General features: G+C 62.6%; 12 protein-coding genes and 1 tRNA gene. 9 read left to right on the top strand and 4 right to left on the bottom strand.

The features are described from left to right. Together CCR94_RS25675 and CCR94_RS10120 are read left to right on the top strand one after the other, a co-directional pair. Positions 1–195, top strand: a 195-nt coding sequence (locus CCR94_RS25675; protein WP_206605810.1) for a hypothetical protein, incomplete at its 5' end; no start/stop codon positions are given. Then, entirely contained in the window at positions 192–2,015 is a 1,824-nt protein-coding gene (locus CCR94_RS10120) for a DUF4422 domain-containing protein (RefSeq protein WP_104507742.1), read from the top strand. The genes CCR94_RS25675 and CCR94_RS10120, both read left to right, overlap by 4 nt. Before the next feature lie 66 nt (positions 2,016–2,081). Here the strand turns inward: CCR94_RS10120 and CCR94_RS10115 are convergent, their stop codons facing one another. The 3 genes from CCR94_RS10115 to CCR94_RS10105 are packed head-to-tail and all read right to left on the bottom strand — an operon-like array spanning position 2,082 to position 4,596. After that, positions 2,082–2,891 (bottom strand): glycosyltransferase family 2 protein, encoded by an 810-nt coding sequence (locus CCR94_RS10115; RefSeq protein WP_104507741.1) that lies wholly within the window; start codon positions 2,889–2,891, stop codon positions 2,082–2,084. A gap of 5 nt (positions 2,892–2,896) precedes the next feature. Further along, positions 2,897–3,802, bottom strand: a complete 906-nt coding sequence (locus CCR94_RS10110; protein ID WP_104507740.1) for a hypothetical protein — start codon at positions 3,800–3,802, stop codon at positions 2,897–2,899. Beyond that, the gene (locus tag CCR94_RS10105) at positions 3,802–4,596 is read right to left on the bottom strand and encodes a glycosyltransferase family 25 protein (RefSeq protein ID WP_104507739.1); all 795 of its coding nucleotides are present in this window, start codon (positions 4,594–4,596) and stop codon (positions 3,802–3,804) included. Before CCR94_RS10105 ends, CCR94_RS10110 begins: the two co-directional genes overlap by 1 nt. A gap of 265 nt (positions 4,597–4,861) precedes the next feature. On the opposite strand from CCR94_RS10105, the gene CCR94_RS10100 reads away from it, so the two are divergent. Continuing rightward, positions 4,862–5,605: a glycosyltransferase family 25 protein gene (locus CCR94_RS10100; protein ID WP_158254701.1), complete on the top strand. Its 744-nt coding sequence runs from the start codon at positions 4,862–4,864 to the stop codon at positions 5,603–5,605. Between the two features lie 75 nt (positions 5,606–5,680). Here CCR94_RS10100 and CCR94_RS10095 read toward each other — a convergent pair whose 3' ends face one another. Continuing rightward, positions 5,681–6,544, bottom strand: a complete 864-nt coding sequence (locus CCR94_RS10095) for a lysophospholipid acyltransferase family protein (protein ID WP_158254700.1) — start codon at positions 6,542–6,544, stop codon at positions 5,681–5,683. A 353-nt stretch (positions 6,545–6,897) separates the two neighbouring features. On the opposite strand from CCR94_RS10095, the gene CCR94_RS10090 reads away from it, so the two are divergent. The 6 genes from CCR94_RS10090 (at position 6,898) to CCR94_RS24520 (ending at position 18,012) form a co-directional block, all read left to right on the top strand. Next, entirely contained in the window at positions 6,898–8,433 is a 1,536-nt protein-coding gene (locus CCR94_RS10090; RefSeq protein ID WP_104507736.1) for an efflux transporter outer membrane subunit, read from the top strand. Between the two features lie 52 nt (positions 8,434–8,485). Then, on the top strand, positions 8,486–9,871 hold the full coding sequence (locus CCR94_RS10085) for an efflux RND transporter periplasmic adaptor subunit (RefSeq protein WP_104507735.1): 1,386 nt from the start codon (positions 8,486–8,488) through the stop codon (positions 9,869–9,871). Between the two features lie 8 nt (positions 9,872–9,879). After that, positions 9,880–13,005 carry a multidrug efflux RND transporter permease subunit gene (locus tag CCR94_RS10080; RefSeq protein ID WP_104507734.1) on the top strand — a complete coding sequence of 1,042 codons (3,126 nt, stop codon included), beginning with the start codon at positions 9,880–9,882 and terminating at the stop codon, positions 13,003–13,005. A 217-nt stretch (positions 13,006–13,222) separates the two neighbouring features. Next, complete coding sequence (locus CCR94_RS10070; RefSeq protein WP_104507748.1) at positions 13,223–16,525, top strand: efflux RND transporter permease subunit; 3,303 nt, start codon at positions 13,223–13,225, stop codon at positions 16,523–16,525. A 93-nt stretch (positions 16,526–16,618) separates the two neighbouring features. After that, positions 16,619–16,708, top strand: a tRNA-Ser gene (locus tag CCR94_RS10065). Between the two features lie 296 nt (positions 16,709–17,004). Continuing rightward, positions 17,005–18,012, top strand: coding sequence for a hypothetical protein (locus CCR94_RS24520; RefSeq protein ID WP_146089944.1), 1,008 nt, complete (start codon positions 17,005–17,007; stop codon positions 18,010–18,012). Positions 18,013–18,075 lie beyond the last annotated feature (63 nt).

The following is an 18,075-nucleotide window of genomic DNA, read 5'->3' as shown; positions in this document are numbered from 1 at the left end:
GGCGGGCGGGCTCCTCCTCGTGTGTGGCGCCGACAGGACATGCAGCGCGAAGACAATTTCTATTCATCTGGGTTGTTGCTTTACACCGACCGCGTTAGATCATTGCTCGGCAAACAACACCCGCGAAAATTGATTGGTGGGGCCGCCCCTGATATGGACATAAGCCTTACGTATTATTGGGATAAACATAGATGATTGACGCAACAACTCGTAAGTATGCGTTTTTCGTTTGTCATCATAAATCAGGTCAGATTTATCGTGACGACATATTTAGACCCATACATGTCGGAGCCGCCACGGCATCGCGTGAGCTCGCCGACTGCGTGCGCGACGATACCGGCGAAAACATATCGCAAAAGAACGCATCCTTCTGCGAACTTACTGCGCTTTATTGGATGTGGAAGAATGTCGACGCCCAATATTATGGGCTTTTTCATTATAGACGACTGTTAAATTTCAAGAGGCTCCATTCGCGCACCCTGCACTTCCACGATTTCTCGTCGAAGCAACTGGAAGAGCTCGGCTGGAACGATTCCGCGATCTCGGCGATATGCGGGAAATACGACATTGTGACCTCGCCGCGATGGAACGTGCATCCCGTCGGCCTCAATCGCATGATCATGACCAATTACGAATTTTACGCCAGGGAGCATCATATTGGCGATCTCGACATTGTCCTTGAACTTGTCAAGGAACAGTCGCCAGACGTCTATCCTTACGTATTGCGCTACGTTCACGGCAAACAATGCACGTTCGCCAACATCGCGGTCATGCGCAAGGATTACTTCGAGCAATATGCCAGTTGGCTGTTCCCCATTCTGTTCGCCGCCGAACAAAAGATCGACACCTCCTCTTATGATCCCCATCAGAAACGCGTCTTCGGCTTCCTGTCTGAGCGTCTATGTGGAGCCTATATCGATTATCTCCAAGCAACGCAAAACGCGCGCGTGACCCAACTCGGCGTCGCGTTCGGCGCGTTCGCCAAGCCTGTCACGGATGGCGCTTTGGTGCTGAACACTATCGCCGAGCAGGTCGCGCGGGCGCAAGAGCTTCTGATTGCCGAGCGGGTGCATGTCACCTTCGCGATCGACAACAATTACGCGCCGCACTGCGGCGCGGCCATCGCTTCCCTGATCGGCGCCATTCATCCGCGACAGCCGTTGACGATACATATCCTGCACGACGACAGCCTGTCCGAGAAGAACCAGCTCCGGCTCGCGTCCCTGACGAGGGAGACGGCGGCGACCGTCGAATTCGTCGATGTTGATTCGCGCAGCCTCGAAATCTTTCCCGACAATCGCGCGCATATCTCGCGCGCGACCTATTTTCGCCTCATGCTCCACAAGCTTTTGCCGGAAACCGTGGAAAAGACCATCTATATCGACGCGGACGTGATCCTCGCGGATAACATCTGCAAAATCTGGCTCGACCTGGACGATCGCTTCGCCGCCGCCTGCGCTGACGAGGGCGGGGTGTTGCAGTCGCGCCGGCTGGGCTTGCCGATAACGCACAGCTACTTCAACGCCGGCGTCTGCGTTTTCAACCTCAAGAAATTGCGCGGCATCGACGCCGATGCGCTCTACCTGACGGCCTATCTTGACAACAAGGCGTTGATCACCCTGCAGGATCAGGACATCCTGAACATCGCATTCCGCAACAGCGCCCTTGAGCTGCCCTTGCGCTGGAACGCCAATGCGCGCCTCTACCGGTGGAACGACCTGGACTACCGCTATTCCGAGGAGGAGGCTCAAGCGGCCGCGCTCAAGCCCGGCTTGATCCACTTCACCGATTCGTCCAAGCCGTGGCATTCGCATTGCCAACACCCGCTGGCGCCGCTCTACTGGCAATGGCGCCAAACGACACCCTGGGCGCGCCGGGGCGTTCAGAACATCAGACTGTTTTCCGTCCGGGCGATGATTGACAGGATTCTGTCCGCCGGTCGGCGGTTGGAGCAAGATTTCCGGCCCTATCTCAAGGCGCTGAAACTCCGGTTCCAGGAAAAGCAAAGACGTTGAAGCAAAATCGCTAAACCCTTGGGGAGCCGGAATACTTCGAGGCGATCCGGTCGCACCCGAGCCTCGTCAAACTGGAAACGCTTTTTTTGAATTTTTCTTCTTTTCCCGCGCCATCTGGAAATGCAGGGCCTCGGCGATGAAGGAATAGATCGCGCCCGTCAGGGCGTGGATGAAGCCCGGCGCGCCACACAGATAGACCCGCCGCAACACGAAAATCCGGAAGAAATACATCGGCGGATTGAACACCAGCTTCAGCACGCTCGGCTTCTTGCCGGCGGCGATGCGCTGCTCCGCCTTGAGCCGGGCGTAGAGAATTTCCTTGGGCAGTTGCGCGTCGAGACGCAGACCGCGCTCATGGCGCAGCAGGCCGTTTTGGGCGTCGCGGATTTCGCCCTCGACCACCAACCCCTCATGCACCAGCACGGACTCGTCGAATCGCGCCCGGCCGCCTCGCACCAGCCGCAAAATATGATCGGGTTTGACGGCGGGCGGCGGCGGTTCGGTCTCGCCATAGAGCGTCAGCACGCGCGGCAGCCGCCAACCCCCGACCTCGGGCGGCGCTTCGAGAAGACGCGGCAGGTCGGCGCGCAGGTCGGCGTCGAGCCATTCGTCGGCGTCAATGCTGAGCACCCAGTCCTGTCGGGCCTGTTCAAGCGCAAATTGCTTCTGTCTGGCGTAGCCGGGCCAGTCGCGCCGAATCAGGTTGACGGGAAAGCCCCGGGCGGCAAAATCCTCGACGATCGCCAGCGTCCGGTCATTGGAGCCGGAATCGACCACCACGATCTCCGCGCAATCGGCGAGGCTGGCGAGACAGGCGCCGATGCAGTCCTCTTCATTCTTGCAGATGATGGTCGCTGTGACCGGCAGTGCCAGCATCGTCTCTACTCATGTCCGGCGGAATCCGCCACGCGGCGCAGTTGCGACAATTGCGGTCGCAGCATCAGTTGCCGCCGGATGATCTTGAATATGTTGCCGAAGGGGGGTTCCTGCATGCGCAGCTTGCGGTGAATGCGCATATACGCCCACGCCATGCGCAAGGCCAGCGGGCCGAGCCCTTCAATTCGACGCCCCTGATCGTCGATCGCCGCGTAAAACAGCGGACGATGCCGCCCGGTGAGGCCATAACAGGCGCGCAGCCGCTGTTCCTCGTCCTTGGCGCCCACGCCTTGTTTGGCCATATGGCCGCGCAAAACCCGGCCGATCGGGCGGGTGTGGCGGATGGGGATGCTGTCGAGGATGGCGGCGCGCCGGCGCGGGTCCTCCGAGAGCCGGCACCAGACGTAATCGAGACCGAAGCCGCTCATGGTGTGGGCGAATTCGGGCAGGATTTTCTCCAGCACCTCGCGGCGCAGGCAGGGGGCCATGATCTCGACGAAATTCACATAGCGCAGCGTGAAGCCGGGGCAGGCCAGCACCGAGAAATGCGAGAAATAGCTGTCCCAGCTCAGCGCGGGCTGCGCCACGTCGAGGTCGTGGCGGCGCATGGCGGCGAAAATCGCCTCGATATCCTGGCCGGTCATGTCGAGATCGTCGTCGGGCAGCAGGATATAGTCGTAGCCGTCGAGCGCGCCCTCCTCCGCCAGCACGGCGTGGAGGCCGTCCCATTTGCCGCCGGGGCGCAGCACGGCGCGCACGTCGGGGCCGTGGTCGAACACGGCTTCGGCATCGTAGAGACTGACGATCAGATCCCAGTTGCGCGACTCCGCGCCGGCGAGCCAGCGCGGATGCAAGGAGGTTTTCCCCGCGCGCACCACCACGAGGTTGTTTCGTCCCGTGGGCGAGGACATCAGCCGTGGCCCGTCATCTGCTCGCGAAGCCGGCGCACGGCGCGGCGACCGTCGGCGCGCGCCTGGAACAATTGCACATTGTAGTCGAACTGGTAGCGCAGATTGGCCATCAGCCGGTCAACGGGGCCGACATTGGCCTGCGCCGCCGCCGCCTGCCGCGATGGGCTGATGCAAGAGCGATGGCCGAGTTCTCCGATGCGCAGCGGCGGCGGATCGACCACCAGCACGGGCAGGCCGAATTCCCACCAATGCTTGATGTCCATGTCGAGCGGACGGCTGAACGGCAGCGCGTTGGCGAGCAGCATTTCGGCGGCGGTGCGGTCGAGCGCGTAGCCCAGCGTCAGTCCGGGCACCCGGTTGGGGGCGACCAGCCGCCGCTCCCCGCGCATCGACGCCACGGTGACGCCCATCACCGGCTTGCGGGAGAACAGTTTGACCAGCGCGCCGGAGGGAGGGGCGGACTGGATCTCCTCCACGACCTGCTTGAAGTCATCGTCGGCGTCGAAATCATCCTCGAGAATCACGGCGCCGTCGAGGTTCTGCTCGACGATACGCGTCCACAGCGCGTGATGACTGAGATAGCAGCCGATTTCCGGGAGGGAGAGCGGGCGCTTGTACTGGCGGGCGTTCCTTTCGGAATCATAGACCGCCGCGACAACCGCCGCGCCGAGGCGCGTTCCATCGATCGCATCGAAAAACGCGAAGGGCATATTCATTGAGTCGAGCTCACGCTCGCAGGCCGCGCGGCGCTGCGCCGCACGTTGAAGCGAAATGACGTAAACTGGCCAAGCCAAAAGCCTTACTCCAAACGCCGTTCGCCCTTAACACTCCGCCACACGACACAACCGTCCTGTGGAAAAGCCTTGGGTCATACGTCGTTCATACATCAAATCGCGCGCGCGCGCCACTGGCGGACGCCCGATTGACCGAAGCCGCGAATCTGTTTTGACCTTACGTCATCAATGGTATCCAAAAGGTTGATTGTCAAGCTTCGCTCGTCCCCCCGTGACAAATATTCAACCCACAGCTACAACGGAAAAAAATCAACGGGGCGCGTTCTTGTCCGACTGCAAGGCCTTCATACTGCATCTCGAACGGGCGCGCCCAAGGCGGGCTCAGGTGGAGAAGCTTTGCGCCGCGCTTCCCATGCCGGCCGAGATCCTGCAGGCGGTGGACGGCTCCTCGCTGAGCGAGGCCGAAGTCTCCCGCATCTACGCCCGACATATTCACGCGCCCCGGTTTTATTTCGGCCTGAACCGAGCCGAGATCGGCGCCTTCCTCTCGCACCGCGCCGCCTGGCGGCGCATTGTCGATGAGGGACTGGATTACGCCGTCGTATTCGAGGACGACGCCGGCGTCGATCCGGCGCAATTCGCGCGCACCTGCGCCTTCGCCAAGGCCTCGCGGGCGCAGTGGGATTATGTGCTGGCGCCGGCGATGAATCGCGGCTTGCTCCGCACGCGGTCCGCGGGCCAGAGGGTCGCGCTGCACCATCCCAGCGCGCCGCCGCTGCGGGCGCTGGCGCAATTCGTCTCCAACGCCGCCGCGCGGCGGCTGCTGGCCGCGACAGAGCAATTCGACCGGCCCATCGACACCTTCCTGCAAATGAGTTGGGTGACGGGCGTGGAATTGCTCACGTTTCAGCCGTCGGGCGTGCATGACGCCTCCGGCGCGCTCGGCGGCTCAACCATCCAGCGGCCCAGCAAATCGACGCGGGAAAAGATCTGGCGCGAGCTTTCGCGCCCGCTTTATCGCGCGCAGGTGCGGCTGTATTACGCCCTGGCGCCCCGGCCGTCCGACTGATCGCGACTCTCGCGCAGCAAGCCGCCGAAGCGGAGCATCCGGCGGCCAAATTGCGCCATGCCGCGCCCGACCCGCTCACTTCCAGCGGTCGTGCGTCCACATCCATTGTTCCGGATGTTCGCGGATGGTGCGCTCCAGTCCCGCCTGCATGGCCGCGGTGGCGGCGAAAATGTCGGCGTTGCGGTCATTGGTGTGCGGTACGTCGATGGTCCGCGAACGCACGCGAAAATGCACGCCGGGCAGGCGCTCGGCCATGATCAGCAACAACGGAATGCCGCATTGCCGCGCCACCATGGCCGGAAAGGGCGTGCTCTGCGCGGGACGGCCGAAGAATGGCGTCTGCAAGCCCATATGCACCTGCTGGTCGACCAGGAAGGCGATGCAGCCGCCCTGGCGCGCATAGCGAATCATCGCCAGCGGCGTTTCCGGATCGCGCTTGGCCATCAGGCCGCCCGCGTAATATTTCAGCCTTTTGTCCAGCATATGGCGATCGACCAGCGCATTGCTGAACGGATGATAGACCCCGAGCGGCTTGAAGCCGAACTCCGTCAGAACGGCGCCTGCGCCCTCCCAATTGGCGTAATGCGCGCTGCACAACACCACGCCCTTGCCGGAATGGGCCAGGGCGCGCAGACCCTCGGGATCGCTCACCTCGACGCGGTCGCGGGCGATTTCCTCGAGATGGAAGAATTCGCCGAGCACGAAGCCGAGATTGCGCCAAACCTCGACCGCGAGCTTTTCCGCCTCTGATTCGCTCAATTCCGGCAGCGCGGTCCGAATGTTGCGCAACAGGCGGGGATGGCGCTTCTTCGATTTCGGCCCGAGCCACGCGACCAGCGCGCCGCCGAATTTCGACGCGGCTTCCACCGGGAGGACCGAAAACAGCAGGCCCATCACGCGAAAACCGGCGAATTCGAGCCAATGGCGAATCTGACGCATTCTTGTTGCCATTGCGCCATGCTCTCCTTGATTGGAGCGACGGCACCGTCGCCGACGCGCGTCCGCCGCCGACAGGAGATGTCCCGGACGATTGCGAACCCGCCTCTAGTCCATCGTCCGCGCGGGCGTCAAGCCGTGTCATCGACGCGGGCGCAGTTCGTCGTCCGCGTGAGCGCAACGACGCAGTTGCGATGGTGGATCTGGATTTTTGTTAATTTTCCGTTCATGTCCGGCCCGAAATAAGATGATATGAGTCGGCGCGACAACCGAGTCCCGCGCCGACTCGCTTTCAGGCATGTCCCGGGCTAAGGAACATTTCGTGTCCGCGGCGGCGGACGGATAAGGAAATTCGAATGGCCGCGCGCGCGCCGAGAGACGATGCCGACCCAACCGCCTTCGCGACGCGCCGAGGCGGGATCTTCGGGTTTGCGGTCAAAAGTCTCGCGTTGCTGGCGGCGGCGGGCGTGTCGGCTTGCACCGTCGGCCCGGATTACCTGCGCCCGGAGGCGCCCGTTTCGGCTGGTTTCAAGGAACTGAAGGGCTGGAAGCCGGCGCATCCGAGCGACGCCATGGAAAAGGGCCGCTGGTGGGCGATCTTCCGCGATCCCGAACTGGACCGGCTGGCCTCCCAGGTCGAAGTCACCAACCAGAACGTCGCGTCGCAACTCGCCGCCTACGAACAGGCCCAGGCGCTGGTGCGCGAATCGCAGGCCAGCCTGTTTCCCTCGCTGTCGGCGACCTGGAGCGGCCAGCGCAGCGGCGATGGCAAGGCGCTCTCGGGCGTGGGCCGGACCTTGGCCTCGGGCGTGTCCTATCCGCAGGGAAACGTCAGCTGGACGCTGGATGTCTGGGGCAAGGTGCGCCGCCAGATCGAGAACAGCGCGGCGAGCGCGCAATCCGATCTCGCCACGCTGGAAAACGCCAAGCTTTCCGCCCAGGCCCAGCTCGCCATCGCCTATTTCAACCTGCGCACCCAGGACATGCTGCGCGCGCTGCTCGCCCGCACCATCACGGCCTACCAGGAAACGCAGCGGATCACCCGCAACCAGTACAACAGCGGCACGGTGTCCCAGGCCGACCTGATCACCGCCGAGACGCAGGTGCTGGCCGTCCAGGCGCAATATGAAGCCGCCGCCGTCAGCCGGGCGCAATACGAGCACGCCATCGCCGCCCTGATCGGCCGCCCGCCCGCCGATCTCACCATAAAGACCGGCGGGTTGCCGCATCTGCCGCCCGCCGTTCCCGCCACCCTGCCCTCGACCCTGCTCGAACGCCGGCCCGACATCGCCGCGGCCGAGCGAACCATGCAGGCGCAGAACGCCTTGGTGGGCGTGGCCGTCGCGGCTTATTATCCCGAGATCAGCTTCAGCGCCGGCGGCGGGTTCCAGGGCGCCAACGCCTTTCCTTTCACCGCCGCCCATCTGATCTGGTCGATCGGCGCGCAGGCGACCGACCCGATCTTCGACGGCGGGCTGCGCGCCGCCCAGACCGAGGCCGCCCAGGCCTCCTACCGCATGGCCGTCGCCAATTACCGCCAGACCGTCCTGACCGCCTTCCAGCAGGTCGAGGACGAACTGGTGGCGCTGCGGCTGATGGCCCGGGAGCTGAAACTCCAGGAACAGGCGCGCGACAAGGCGGCCGAGGCGGTCAAGGTCTATCTCAACCAGTATCGGGCGGGCACGGTGGCCTTCACCACGGTGGTGGTGGCGGAGGCGACCCTGCTGTCCGACGAGGAATCGGTTCTGACCACACGGCAGTCGCTTTTTAACGCCACCGTCTATCTGATCGAATATCTTGGCGGCGGTTTCGACGCATCCGAACTGCTCGCGGAACAGCCGCCGCCGCTCACGGAGGCGGTGGCCCGATCGCTGCCGATTCCGCCGCAATGACGCGCCGCCTCCGCGCGACCAGGGCGGCGGCCTGCGAAACGGGAATTTATATATGACGACCGAAGGTCTGGACCAAAATCTCGCGCCCGAACGCAAGGGGTACCCTGGCGTAGACGCGCCGGTCAAACCGCAGCCGGCCCGCGTGGGCCGGCGCCTGCGCGTCCTCCTGGTCGGGATCGTCGTGCTGGCGGGGCTGGCGTTGGGCCTGCGCTCCTGGCTGGGATCCCGAAACAGCCAGCCCCCCGCTGCTATCGACGCCGCGCAGACCTCCAGGAAAGGCGACCGCGGCGCCGCGCAGCCCGTCGGGGTCGCGACCGTCGTCCGGCGCGATGTCCACGTCACCCTCAACGCGCTGGGAACGGTGACGCCGCTCGCCACGGTCACCGTGGTCAGCCAGATTTCCGGCGTGTTGCAGGAGGTCGGCTTCGTCGAGGGCCAGAAGGTGAAGAAGGGCGACTTCCTCGCCCAGATCGACGACCGGCCCTATCGCGCCCAGAAAGCGCAATACGAGGGCCAACTCGCCCATGACCAGGGCCTTCTTGCACAAGCGCGCTCCGACGACGCGCGCTACCAGCAATTGCTCAAGCAGAAATCCATCGCCAGCCAGACCGCCGAGAACCAGAAATTCGTGGTCAGTCAATATGAGGGCACGGTGGCTTCCGATCAGGCGCTGATCGACGCCCAGGCGCTCAACATCGCCTATTGCCATATCGTCGCGCCGGTGGAGGGCCGCGTCGGCCTGCGCCAGGTCGATCCCGGCAATTACGTGACGGCCGGAGCCTCCTCGTCGAGCACGGGTCTGGTGGTGGTGACGCAGACCCAGCCGATGTCGGTGCTGTTTTCCATCCCCGAGGATTCGCTGCGCCGCGTCGCCCCGCAATTGCGGGCCGGGCAGACCCTTTCCACCGAGATCTACGACCGCGCCAACACAAAACTGCTGGCGAAGGGCGAAACCCGCGCCATCGACAATCAGGTCGATTCCACCACCGGCATGGTGAAATTGCGCGCGGTCTTCGACAATGGCGACGAATCGCTGTTCGCCAACCAGTTCGTCAATGTGCGGCTGCTCGCCAGCACGCTGACGCAGGCGCTGGCGGCGCCGATCTCGGGCATTCAGCACGGCGCGCCCGGCGATTACGCCTGGGTGGTCTCGCCCGAGGGCGCGGTCTCCGTCCACACCGTCAAGCTCGGCCAGGCGGACGGCGATGTGGTGCAAATTCTGACCGGCCTGAACGAGGGCGACCGCATCGTGGTCGATGGCGCCGACCGTCTGCGCGACGGCGGCCAGGTCCGCGTGGTCGCCGGCGATGAAGCCGCCGCGCCGGCGCAAAAGGCTGGCGAGCCGGACGGTGCCGGCGAGGAGCGGCGCAAGAAGGGACGCGAGCGAAAGACCCAGCAGGGGGCCGACTCGCCGACTCCCGCTGCGACAAAACCGTAAGGCGCGGGATGAACGTCTCCGAACCCTTCATCCGCCGGCCGGTGGCGACCACGCTTCTGATGATCGCCATCATTCTGGCGGGTCTATCGGCCTTCCGCTTCCTGCCGCTGTCCACCCTGCCCTCGGTCGATTATCCGACCATCCAGGTGCAGACCTTTTATCCCGGCGCCAGCCCGGAGGTGATGACCTCGGCTGTGACGGCGCCGCTGGAGCGGCAATTGGGGCAAATGCCCGGCCTCGCCGAAATGACCTCGTCGAGTTCGGCGGGCGCCTCGATCATCACCCTGCAATTTGGCCTGTCGCTGGCGCTGGACGTGGCCGAGCAGGAGGTGCAGGCGGCCATCAACGCCGCCAACAGCCTGCTGCCCTCCGACCTGCCGGCGCCGCCGATCTACGCCAAGGTCAATCCGGCCGACGCGCCGGTGCTGACGCTGGCGGTCACGTCGAAAACCCTGGCGCTGACCACGCTGCGCGACATCAGCGAGACAAGGCTGGCGCAAAAGATTTCGCAACAGTCGGGCGTCGGCCTCGTCAGCATCGCCGGGGGCCAAAGACCCGCCGTGCGGGTAAAACTCAACCCGTCGGCGCTGGCGGCTTACGGCCTCAATGTCGATGACATCAGGACCATTCTCGCCAACGCCAATGTCAACACGCCCAAGGGCAGTTTTGACGGGCCGGCGCAAAGCTCGACCATCATGGCCAACGACCAGATCACCGACGCCGCGCAATATGGCGAAGTGGTGGTCGCCTACCGCAATGGCGCGCCGGTCAGGGTCAAGGACATAGCCACCGTCGTCAACGGGACGGAAAACACCAGGCTCGCCGCCTGGGCCGACCGCACGCCCGCCATCCTGCTCAACATCCAGCGCCAGCCCGGCGCCAATGTCATCGCCACCGTCGAATCGGTGCGGCAACTGCTGCCCAAACTGCTGGCGGACCTGCCGGCGGGCATGGACGTGGCCGTGCTGACCGACCGCACCACCACCATCCGCGCCTCCGTCGCCGATGTCGAATTCGAGCTGATCCTGGCGGTGGCGCTGGTGGTGGCGGTGATCTTCCTGTTCCTGCGCACCCTGCCGGCCACGCTGATTCCCTCGCTGTCCGTGCCGCTGTCGCTGATCGGCACGTTCGGCGTGATGTATCTGCTCGGGTTCAGCCTGGACAATCTCTCGCTGATGGCGCTGACCATTTCGACCGGATTCGTCGTCGACGACGCCATCGTGATGATCGAGAACATCGCGCGCTACGTCGAGCGCGGCGACAGCCCGATGGAGGCGGCGCTGAAGGGCTCGGCGCAGATCGGCTTCACCATCATTTCGCTGACCGTGTCGCTGATCGCCGTGCTGATTCCGCTGCTGTTCATGCAGGAGGTGGTCGGCCGGCTGTTCCATGAATTCGCGCTCACGCTGGCCGTCACCATCATCATTTCGGCGATCGTGTCGCTGACGCTGGTGCCGATGCTGTGCGCCCGGCTGATCCGGCACAAGCCCGATTCGGAGCGCACGCGTTTCGATCTGGCGGCGGAGGGATTTTTCAACCGGACGATCGCCGGCTACGGGCGGCTGCTCGACGTGGTGCTGCGCCACCAGTTCGCGACCCTGATGGTGGCGCTGGCGACGATGGCCATCACCTTCGGCCTTTACGTCGCCATCCCCAAGGGCTTCTTTCCGTCGCAGGACACCGGCGTGATCCAGGCCATGTCGGAGGGGCCGCAGGACGTCTCCTTCCCCGAAATGGTCCGGTTGCAGGGCCAGCTGGCGGAAATCCTGCTCAATGACGGGGATGTGGCCTCGGTGTCCTCGTTCGTGGGGGTCGACGGCGACAATCTCACGCTCAATTCCGGCCGATTCCTGATCAATCTGAAACCGCGGGCGCAGCGCGGCGACGACATCGGCGAGATCATCCGCCGGCTGACCAAAGCCGCCGCCGAACTGCCGGACGCAAGGCTCTACATGCAGCCGGCGCAGGACCTCACCATCGACGCCAGCGTCACCCGGGCGCAGTACAAATTCGTGCTGGAAAACGCCAATTCAAAACTGTTCGCCGAATGGGCGCCAAAACTCACGGAACGCCTGCGCCGGGCGCCCGAACTGGCGGATGTCGCCAATGACATGCAGCAAGGCGGCGCGGCGCTCGATCTCGTCATCGACCGCGACACCGCCGCGCGCTTCGGCGTGACCACCGCGAGCATCGACAATGCGCTCTACGACCTGTTCGGCCAGCGCATCGTCTCCACCATTTACAGTCAGTCCAACCAATACCGGGTGATCCTCGAAGGCGACGAGTCCGTGCGCGGCTCCATCAAGGGGCTCGATCAGGTTTACCTGCCCTCCAACGCCTCCTCGACCAACCGGCAGACGCCGCTGTCCGCGCTGGTGACGCTGAAGAAACGCAACGGGCCGCTGGTGGTGACGCATCTCGCCCAGTTCCCCGCCACCACCATTTCATTCAACCTCGCCAAGGGGGTTTCGCTCGGCGAGGCCGTGACGGCGGTGGACAACGCCGCCAAGGACATCGGCCTGCCCGAGTCCTTCCTGGTGGCGTGGCAGGGCGCGGCCAGCGCGTTCAAGTCGAACCTGACCAACCAGTTGCTGCTGATCGCGGCGGCCATCGCCACCATGTATATCGTGCTCGGCGTGCTCTACGAGAGTTTCGTTCACCCGGTGACGATCCTCTCCACCCTGCCCACGGCCAGCGTCGGCGCGCTGTGGACCCTGCTGCTGTTTGGCTACGACCTCGACATCATCGCGGTCATCGGCATCATTCTGTTAATCGGCATTGTGAAGAAGAACGCGATCATGATGATCGATTTCGCGCTGGAGGCCGAACGCGAGGAGGGTTTGCCGCCGGTGCAGGCGATCCGGCAGGCCTGCCTGTTGCGCTTCCGCCCGATCCTGATGACCACCATGGCCGCCATTCTCGGCGCGCTGCCGCTGATGCTCGGGTCGGGCGTCGGCCATGAACTGCGCCAACCGCTCGGCTACGCCATCGTCGGCGGCCTCGTGGTGAGTCAGGTGCTCACCCTGTTCACCACGCCGGTGATCTACCTCTATTTCGACCGGCTGGCGCACCGACTCGGCGGCGGTTCGCGCCACGAACCGAGCGCGCGCGCGCTGCCGGAGCCTTTGGCATGATCAGGGAGCTTGACGCCGGCGCCGATGGCCGCGCGCACGTTCGGGGCGCCTGCCTTCTCCCCTTGCGGGAGAAGGTGGCTCGCGCCCGACAGGGCGCGAGACGGATGAGGGACTCGTCGCCCGGAGGCGCCCCCTCATCCGGCGCGCTTCGCGCGCCACCTTCTCCCGCAAGGGGAGAAGGAAGCCACGCCGCACGGATCGAGTGGGCGCGGCGCCCATGAACATATCCGCGCCCTTCATCCGCCGTCCCGTCGCGACCATCCTGCTCACGCTGGGCATCGCGCTGGCGGGCGCCATCGCCTTTTATCTGCTGCCGGTGGCGCCGCTGCCGCAGTTCAACATCCCCACCATCACCGTCAACGCCTCCCTGCCCGGTGCCAGCCCGGAAACGGTCGCCAACAGCGTCGCCTCGCCGCTGGAGCGTCACCTCGGCCAGATCGCCGACGTCACCGACATCGTCTCGCAATCGAGCCTCGGTCAGGCGCGCGTCACGCTGCAATTCAAGCTCAGCCGCGACCCCGACGGCGCCTCGCGCGACGTCCAGGCCGGCATCAACGCGGCGCGCGCCGACCTGCCGACCAGCCTGCGCTCCAATCCCACCTATCGAAAATTCAATCCCGCCGACGCGCCGATCCTGATTCTCAGCCTGACGTCGAAAACCCTTACACGCGGCCAACTCTACGACATGGCGTCGAATGTGCTGCAGCAGCGCATTTCGCAAATTCCCGGCATTGGCCAGGTGATGATCGGCGGATCGGCGCTCCCGGCCGTGCGGGTGGAGCTGAATCCGCAAGCCTTGTTCAAATATGGCGTCGGGCTGGAGGACGTGCGCGCCGCGCTGGCCTCGGCCAACGCCAACGCGCCCAAGGGGGTGATCGAGCAGGGCGAGCGCGCCTACCAGATCTACACCAACGATCAGGCCTCCCATGCCGAGGATTACCGGCCGCTGGTGATCGCCTATCGTAACGGCAATGCCGTCAGGCTGTCCGATGTGGCCAATGTGGAGGATTCGGTCGAGGATTTGCGCAACGCCGGCTTCGCCAATGGCGAGCCGTCCATTCTCGCCATCCTGACGGCGGAGCCCGGCGCCAACATCATTTCCACCGTCGATGCGGTGAGGGCAGAATTGCCTCACCTCGAAGCCGCGCTGTCGGGCGATGTGGAATTCCGCTCGGCGATGGACCGCTCGATCACCATCCGCGCCTCGCTGCGCGATACCGAAATCACGCTGGTCATTTCGGTTATCCTTGTCACCTTCGTCGTCTTTTTCTTCTTGCAGAACGCCCGCGCCACGGTGATCCCGAGCATAGCCGTTCCCGTGTCGATCATCGGCACCTTCGGCGCCATGTACATGCTGGGCTACAGCCTCAACCTGCTGTCGCTGATGGCGCTGACCGTCGCCACCGGTTTCGTCGTCGATGACGCCATTGTGGTGCTGGAAAACATCGAGCGTCACCTCGACGAGGGCATGACGCCGCCACAGGCGGCGCTGCTCGGGGCGCGCGAGGTCGGCTTCACCGTTCTCTCCATCACCGCTTCGCTGGTGGCGGTGTTCGCGCCGATCCTGTTCATGCCCGGCATCATCGGGGCGTTCTTCCGCGAATTCTCGATGACGCTGACGGTGGCCATTGTCATTTCGCTGGCGATCTCGCTGACCACCACGCCCATGCTGTGCGCGCTGCTGCTGCGCCGGCGCCAGCCGGCGCGCGCGGGGGCGGTCTCGCGCGCCCTGCGGCAGGCCTTCGCATCGACTCAGGCCCTTTACGGCCGCACATTGAAAGTGGCGCTGGGCCATCCCGTGCTGACGCTGCTCAGCCTGGTCCTGGTGATCGTGGCCAACGTCCAGCTTTACAAGCACATTCAAAAAGACCTGTTCCCGCAGCAGGACTCAGGCCGACTAATGGGCAAGCTGGAAGCCGACCAGAGCACGTCCTTCAGCGCGATGAGCGTGAAGCTGGAGGAGTTGATCCGCGTGGTGAAGGAGGACCCGGACATGGAAACCGTGGTCGGCTTCACCGGCTCCGGCAGCGGCGGCGGCTTTGGCTCGACCAACACCGCCACCGTGTTCGCGGCGCTGAAACCGCTTGGGCAACGCCACGCCACCGCGGAGCAGGTGATCGCGCGTCTGCGGCCCAAACTCGCCCATGTGCCCGGCGGACGGCTGCTGTTCTTCGCGGCGCAGGATCTTTCGCGCGGGCCGCGCAGCTCCTCGTCGCAATTCCAGTACACGCTGGGCGCCGACGACACCGCCCTGCTCCAGGACTGGTCGCGCAAGCTGGTGGACCAGTTGCAGAAGCGCAACCGGCTCAAGGACGTCACCTCCGACCAGCAGACGCAGGCGCTGGAAACCGATCTGGTGATCGACCGCGACGCGGCCTCGCGGTTCGGAATCACCCCGGCGATGATCGACAACACGCTCTACGACGCCTTCGGCCAGCGTCAGGTCTCGGTGATCTTCGCCGCCATCAACCAGTACCATGTCGTGATGGAGATCGACCCGCGCTACACCCAGCGCCCGTCCATGCTGGATGAAATCTACATCTCGACCTCGGGCGGCGGCGCCAATGGCACGGCGACGACCAACATGCCCTCGGGCGCGGTGACCAAAGCCGGGAAGACGACGACGACCGCCGGCTCGGCGAGCCTCGATTCGGCGCGCAACGCCGCCACCAACGCGCTCGCCGCCTCCGGCCGAAGCTCGGCCTCCTCGGGCGCGGCCGTCTCCACCGCGCGGGAGACCATGATTCCGCTCTCGGCCATCGCCCATTACGAGCGCGGCAACACGCCGCTTTCGGTCAACCACCAGGGCGGTTTCGTCACGACGACCATCAGCTACAATCTCGACATCGGCGACAGCGAATCGGGCGCGGCCGAGGAGATTCGCGCGGCCTCGGCGGAAATCGGCATGCCCTCGGGCGTCCATGAGGTGACGAACGGCGGCAACGCCATGTTCGCCGAGAGCTTTTCCAACATGCCGCTGCTGCTGGTGATCGCGATTCTCTCGATCTATATCGTGCTGGGCGTGCTCTACGAGAGCGCGATTCATCCCATCACCATTCTCTCGACCCTGCCCTCGGCGGGCCTGGGCGCCCTGCTCGGCCAGATGGCGTTCGGCATCAAATTCACGGTGATCTCGGCCATCGCCGTGGTGCTGCTGGTCGGCATCGTCAAGAAGAACGCGATCCTGATGGTGGATTTCGCCATAGACGCGCGGCGCGCGCGCGGGCTGTCGCCGTTCGACGCCATTTATGAAGCGTGCCTGATGCGCTTCCGCCCGATCATGATGACGACCTTCGCCGCCGTGCTCGGCGCCGTGCCGCTGGCGATCGGCTTTGGCGACGGCGGCGAGGTGCGCCAGCCGCTCGGCGTCTCCATCGTGGGCGGCCTGCTGGTGTCGCAACTGCTGACGCTCTACACGACGCCGGTGGTCTATCTCTATCTCGACCGGTTCAGCCTGTGGATGGAGCGCAAGCGGTCGCGCTGGGGTCGCCGGCGCGCGCCGGCGGCGGAGACCGCGTGAAGGCGCCAGTTTTTGGAACAAGGCTCTTGCGCGGCCATGCGTGCGACCTTTATAGGCGAAGGTCCGCAGCCGGCGCTTGAGCGGTGGCGGCGTGGAAGGGTGGCCGAGTGGTTTAAGGCAGCGGTCTTGAAAACCGCCGTGGGCGCAAGTCTACCGTGGGTTCGAATCCCACCCCTTCCGCCATTTTATTTCTTCGAACCCTCGGAGAGTTAGAAAATTCTAAGCAGAAAGCTTAGCTTTTCTGGCATTTTGATTTTTTAGAGATGTGCCTCTTTGGTTGGTTTTTTGGCAAAATAAATCGTTTTTTCTCCAAGCATGTTTCCTAGGAGATTTCAGGCGCCTTAAAAATATCATTATTTTTCAATGATCCGTTTTTTGGCATTACGAATTTAGATTGGGTGACCAATTGCAATCTACAAATAATCTCTTTGGAAAAGATTTTGATAAGGCTAATTAAATCAAAAGACAGGATAGAAAATATGAGAGAAGCTTTTTTAAAAATTGGCAAAGGCCTTATAAAAAGCGCTCTCATTCTTGCGCTAGTTTGTGCACTCCTTGTAGGGCTTCCAATTTTGGCGTTCGTTGGCTTTCATATAGCCAATGAGAAATGCGAAGTTAAGACGGTGGGGACATCAGATTCACCCAATGGTCAATGGAAATTAGTGCGCGTGCAAAAATTCTGTACGAGTGACGAAGCTGTACCCCCAGAACAATTTGCACTGCTAAAACCCGGCCAAACTTTTAGCAAAAGCTCTGTCTTTTTTGTGGGAAGTTCTGATCCTGATTTTGATCATCATACTATTCTTGGTAAGTGGCAAGATGCCTCTAATATTCTAATTTCTTCTCCTGCATCGTATGATTTTAAAGCTGCACCTAAAGAATTCAACGGGATCAATATCCATTACGATGTGTATTCACATAGTCCGGAGATAGCACGAAATACGCAATCACATCATGTAATAAACAAGCCTATCACTCTTCAATTTCGGTTAGAAAAAAACGATGGAATTGGGCAACCTGGATTAGGTTGTGATCTTTGGGCTGAAGGAAATGATGGCGATTATCTCGGAAAATTATCCCTTCGCTTGTCTTCAAGTAAGGTATTTGCGGCAAAAGCATGGAAAGGGGCACAACTTGTTCCTACACCTGAATTTGAGAGCAGCGGGGCACTTATAACTGCCGATAAGGAAATCAAGAAAACCACTAGTTATGTAACGAGCGCTCAAGTTGAGAATTTTTCTCTAGATCATAGGGAAGGTTGGGAGCGTGATGATAATTACAATCACGCATGGCAGCTACTAAACCGGATAGAACCAACAGATATTCAGACAGCAATTACAAAACTAAAAGCCGGAGGGCTAAAAATTAAAGTTGGCTTTTGGCTCGACAATATAGAAGTAATTTACACTAGTGTACCCACTAAGGATTTAAAGCCCATTCAAGATTTTGAGCAATGTTTGGCAGTACAAAAAAATTCCACTCATTGACCGGTTGTAAGTTAACTTTGTAATTACCTATAAAAGTAGGTGGCGTGAAGTAAGAAGCTAGGA

The organism is Rhodoblastus sphagnicola, from assembly GCF_002937075.1.
GTDB lineage: Bacteria > Pseudomonadota > Alphaproteobacteria > Rhizobiales > Beijerinckiaceae > Rhodoblastus > Rhodoblastus sphagnicola.
This window is presented reverse-complemented; position numbering and strand designations above follow the sequence as displayed.

Excerpts from the sequence above, each read along its gene's own strand:
- CCR94_RS24520 (WP_146089944.1), top strand. The coding sequence starts at position 17,005 with ATGAGAGAAGCTTTTTTAAAAATTGGCAAAGGCCTTATAAAAAGCGCT.
- CCR94_RS10095 (WP_158254700.1), bottom strand. The coding sequence starts at position 6,544 with ATGCGTCAGATTCGCCATTGGCTCGAATTCGCCGGTTTTCGCGTGATG.
- CCR94_RS10070 (WP_104507748.1), top strand. The coding sequence starts at position 13,223 with ATGAACATATCCGCGCCCTTCATCCGCCGTCCCGTCGCGACCATCCTG.
- CCR94_RS10090 (WP_104507736.1), top strand. The coding sequence starts at position 6,898 with ATGGCCGCGCGCGCGCCGAGAGACGATGCCGACCCAACCGCCTTCGCG.
- CCR94_RS10115 (WP_104507741.1), bottom strand. The coding sequence starts at position 2,891 with ATGCTGGCACTGCCGGTCACAGCGACCATCATCTGCAAGAATGAAGAG.
- CCR94_RS10110 (WP_104507740.1), bottom strand. The coding sequence starts at position 3,802 with ATGTCCTCGCCCACGGGACGAAACAACCTCGTGGTGGTGCGCGCGGGG.
- CCR94_RS10085 (WP_104507735.1), top strand. The coding sequence starts at position 8,486 with ATGACGACCGAAGGTCTGGACCAAAATCTCGCGCCCGAACGCAAGGGG.
- CCR94_RS10080 (WP_104507734.1), top strand. The coding sequence starts at position 9,880 with ATGAACGTCTCCGAACCCTTCATCCGCCGGCCGGTGGCGACCACGCTT.
- CCR94_RS10120 (WP_104507742.1), top strand. The coding sequence starts at position 192 with ATGATTGACGCAACAACTCGTAAGTATGCGTTTTTCGTTTGTCATCAT.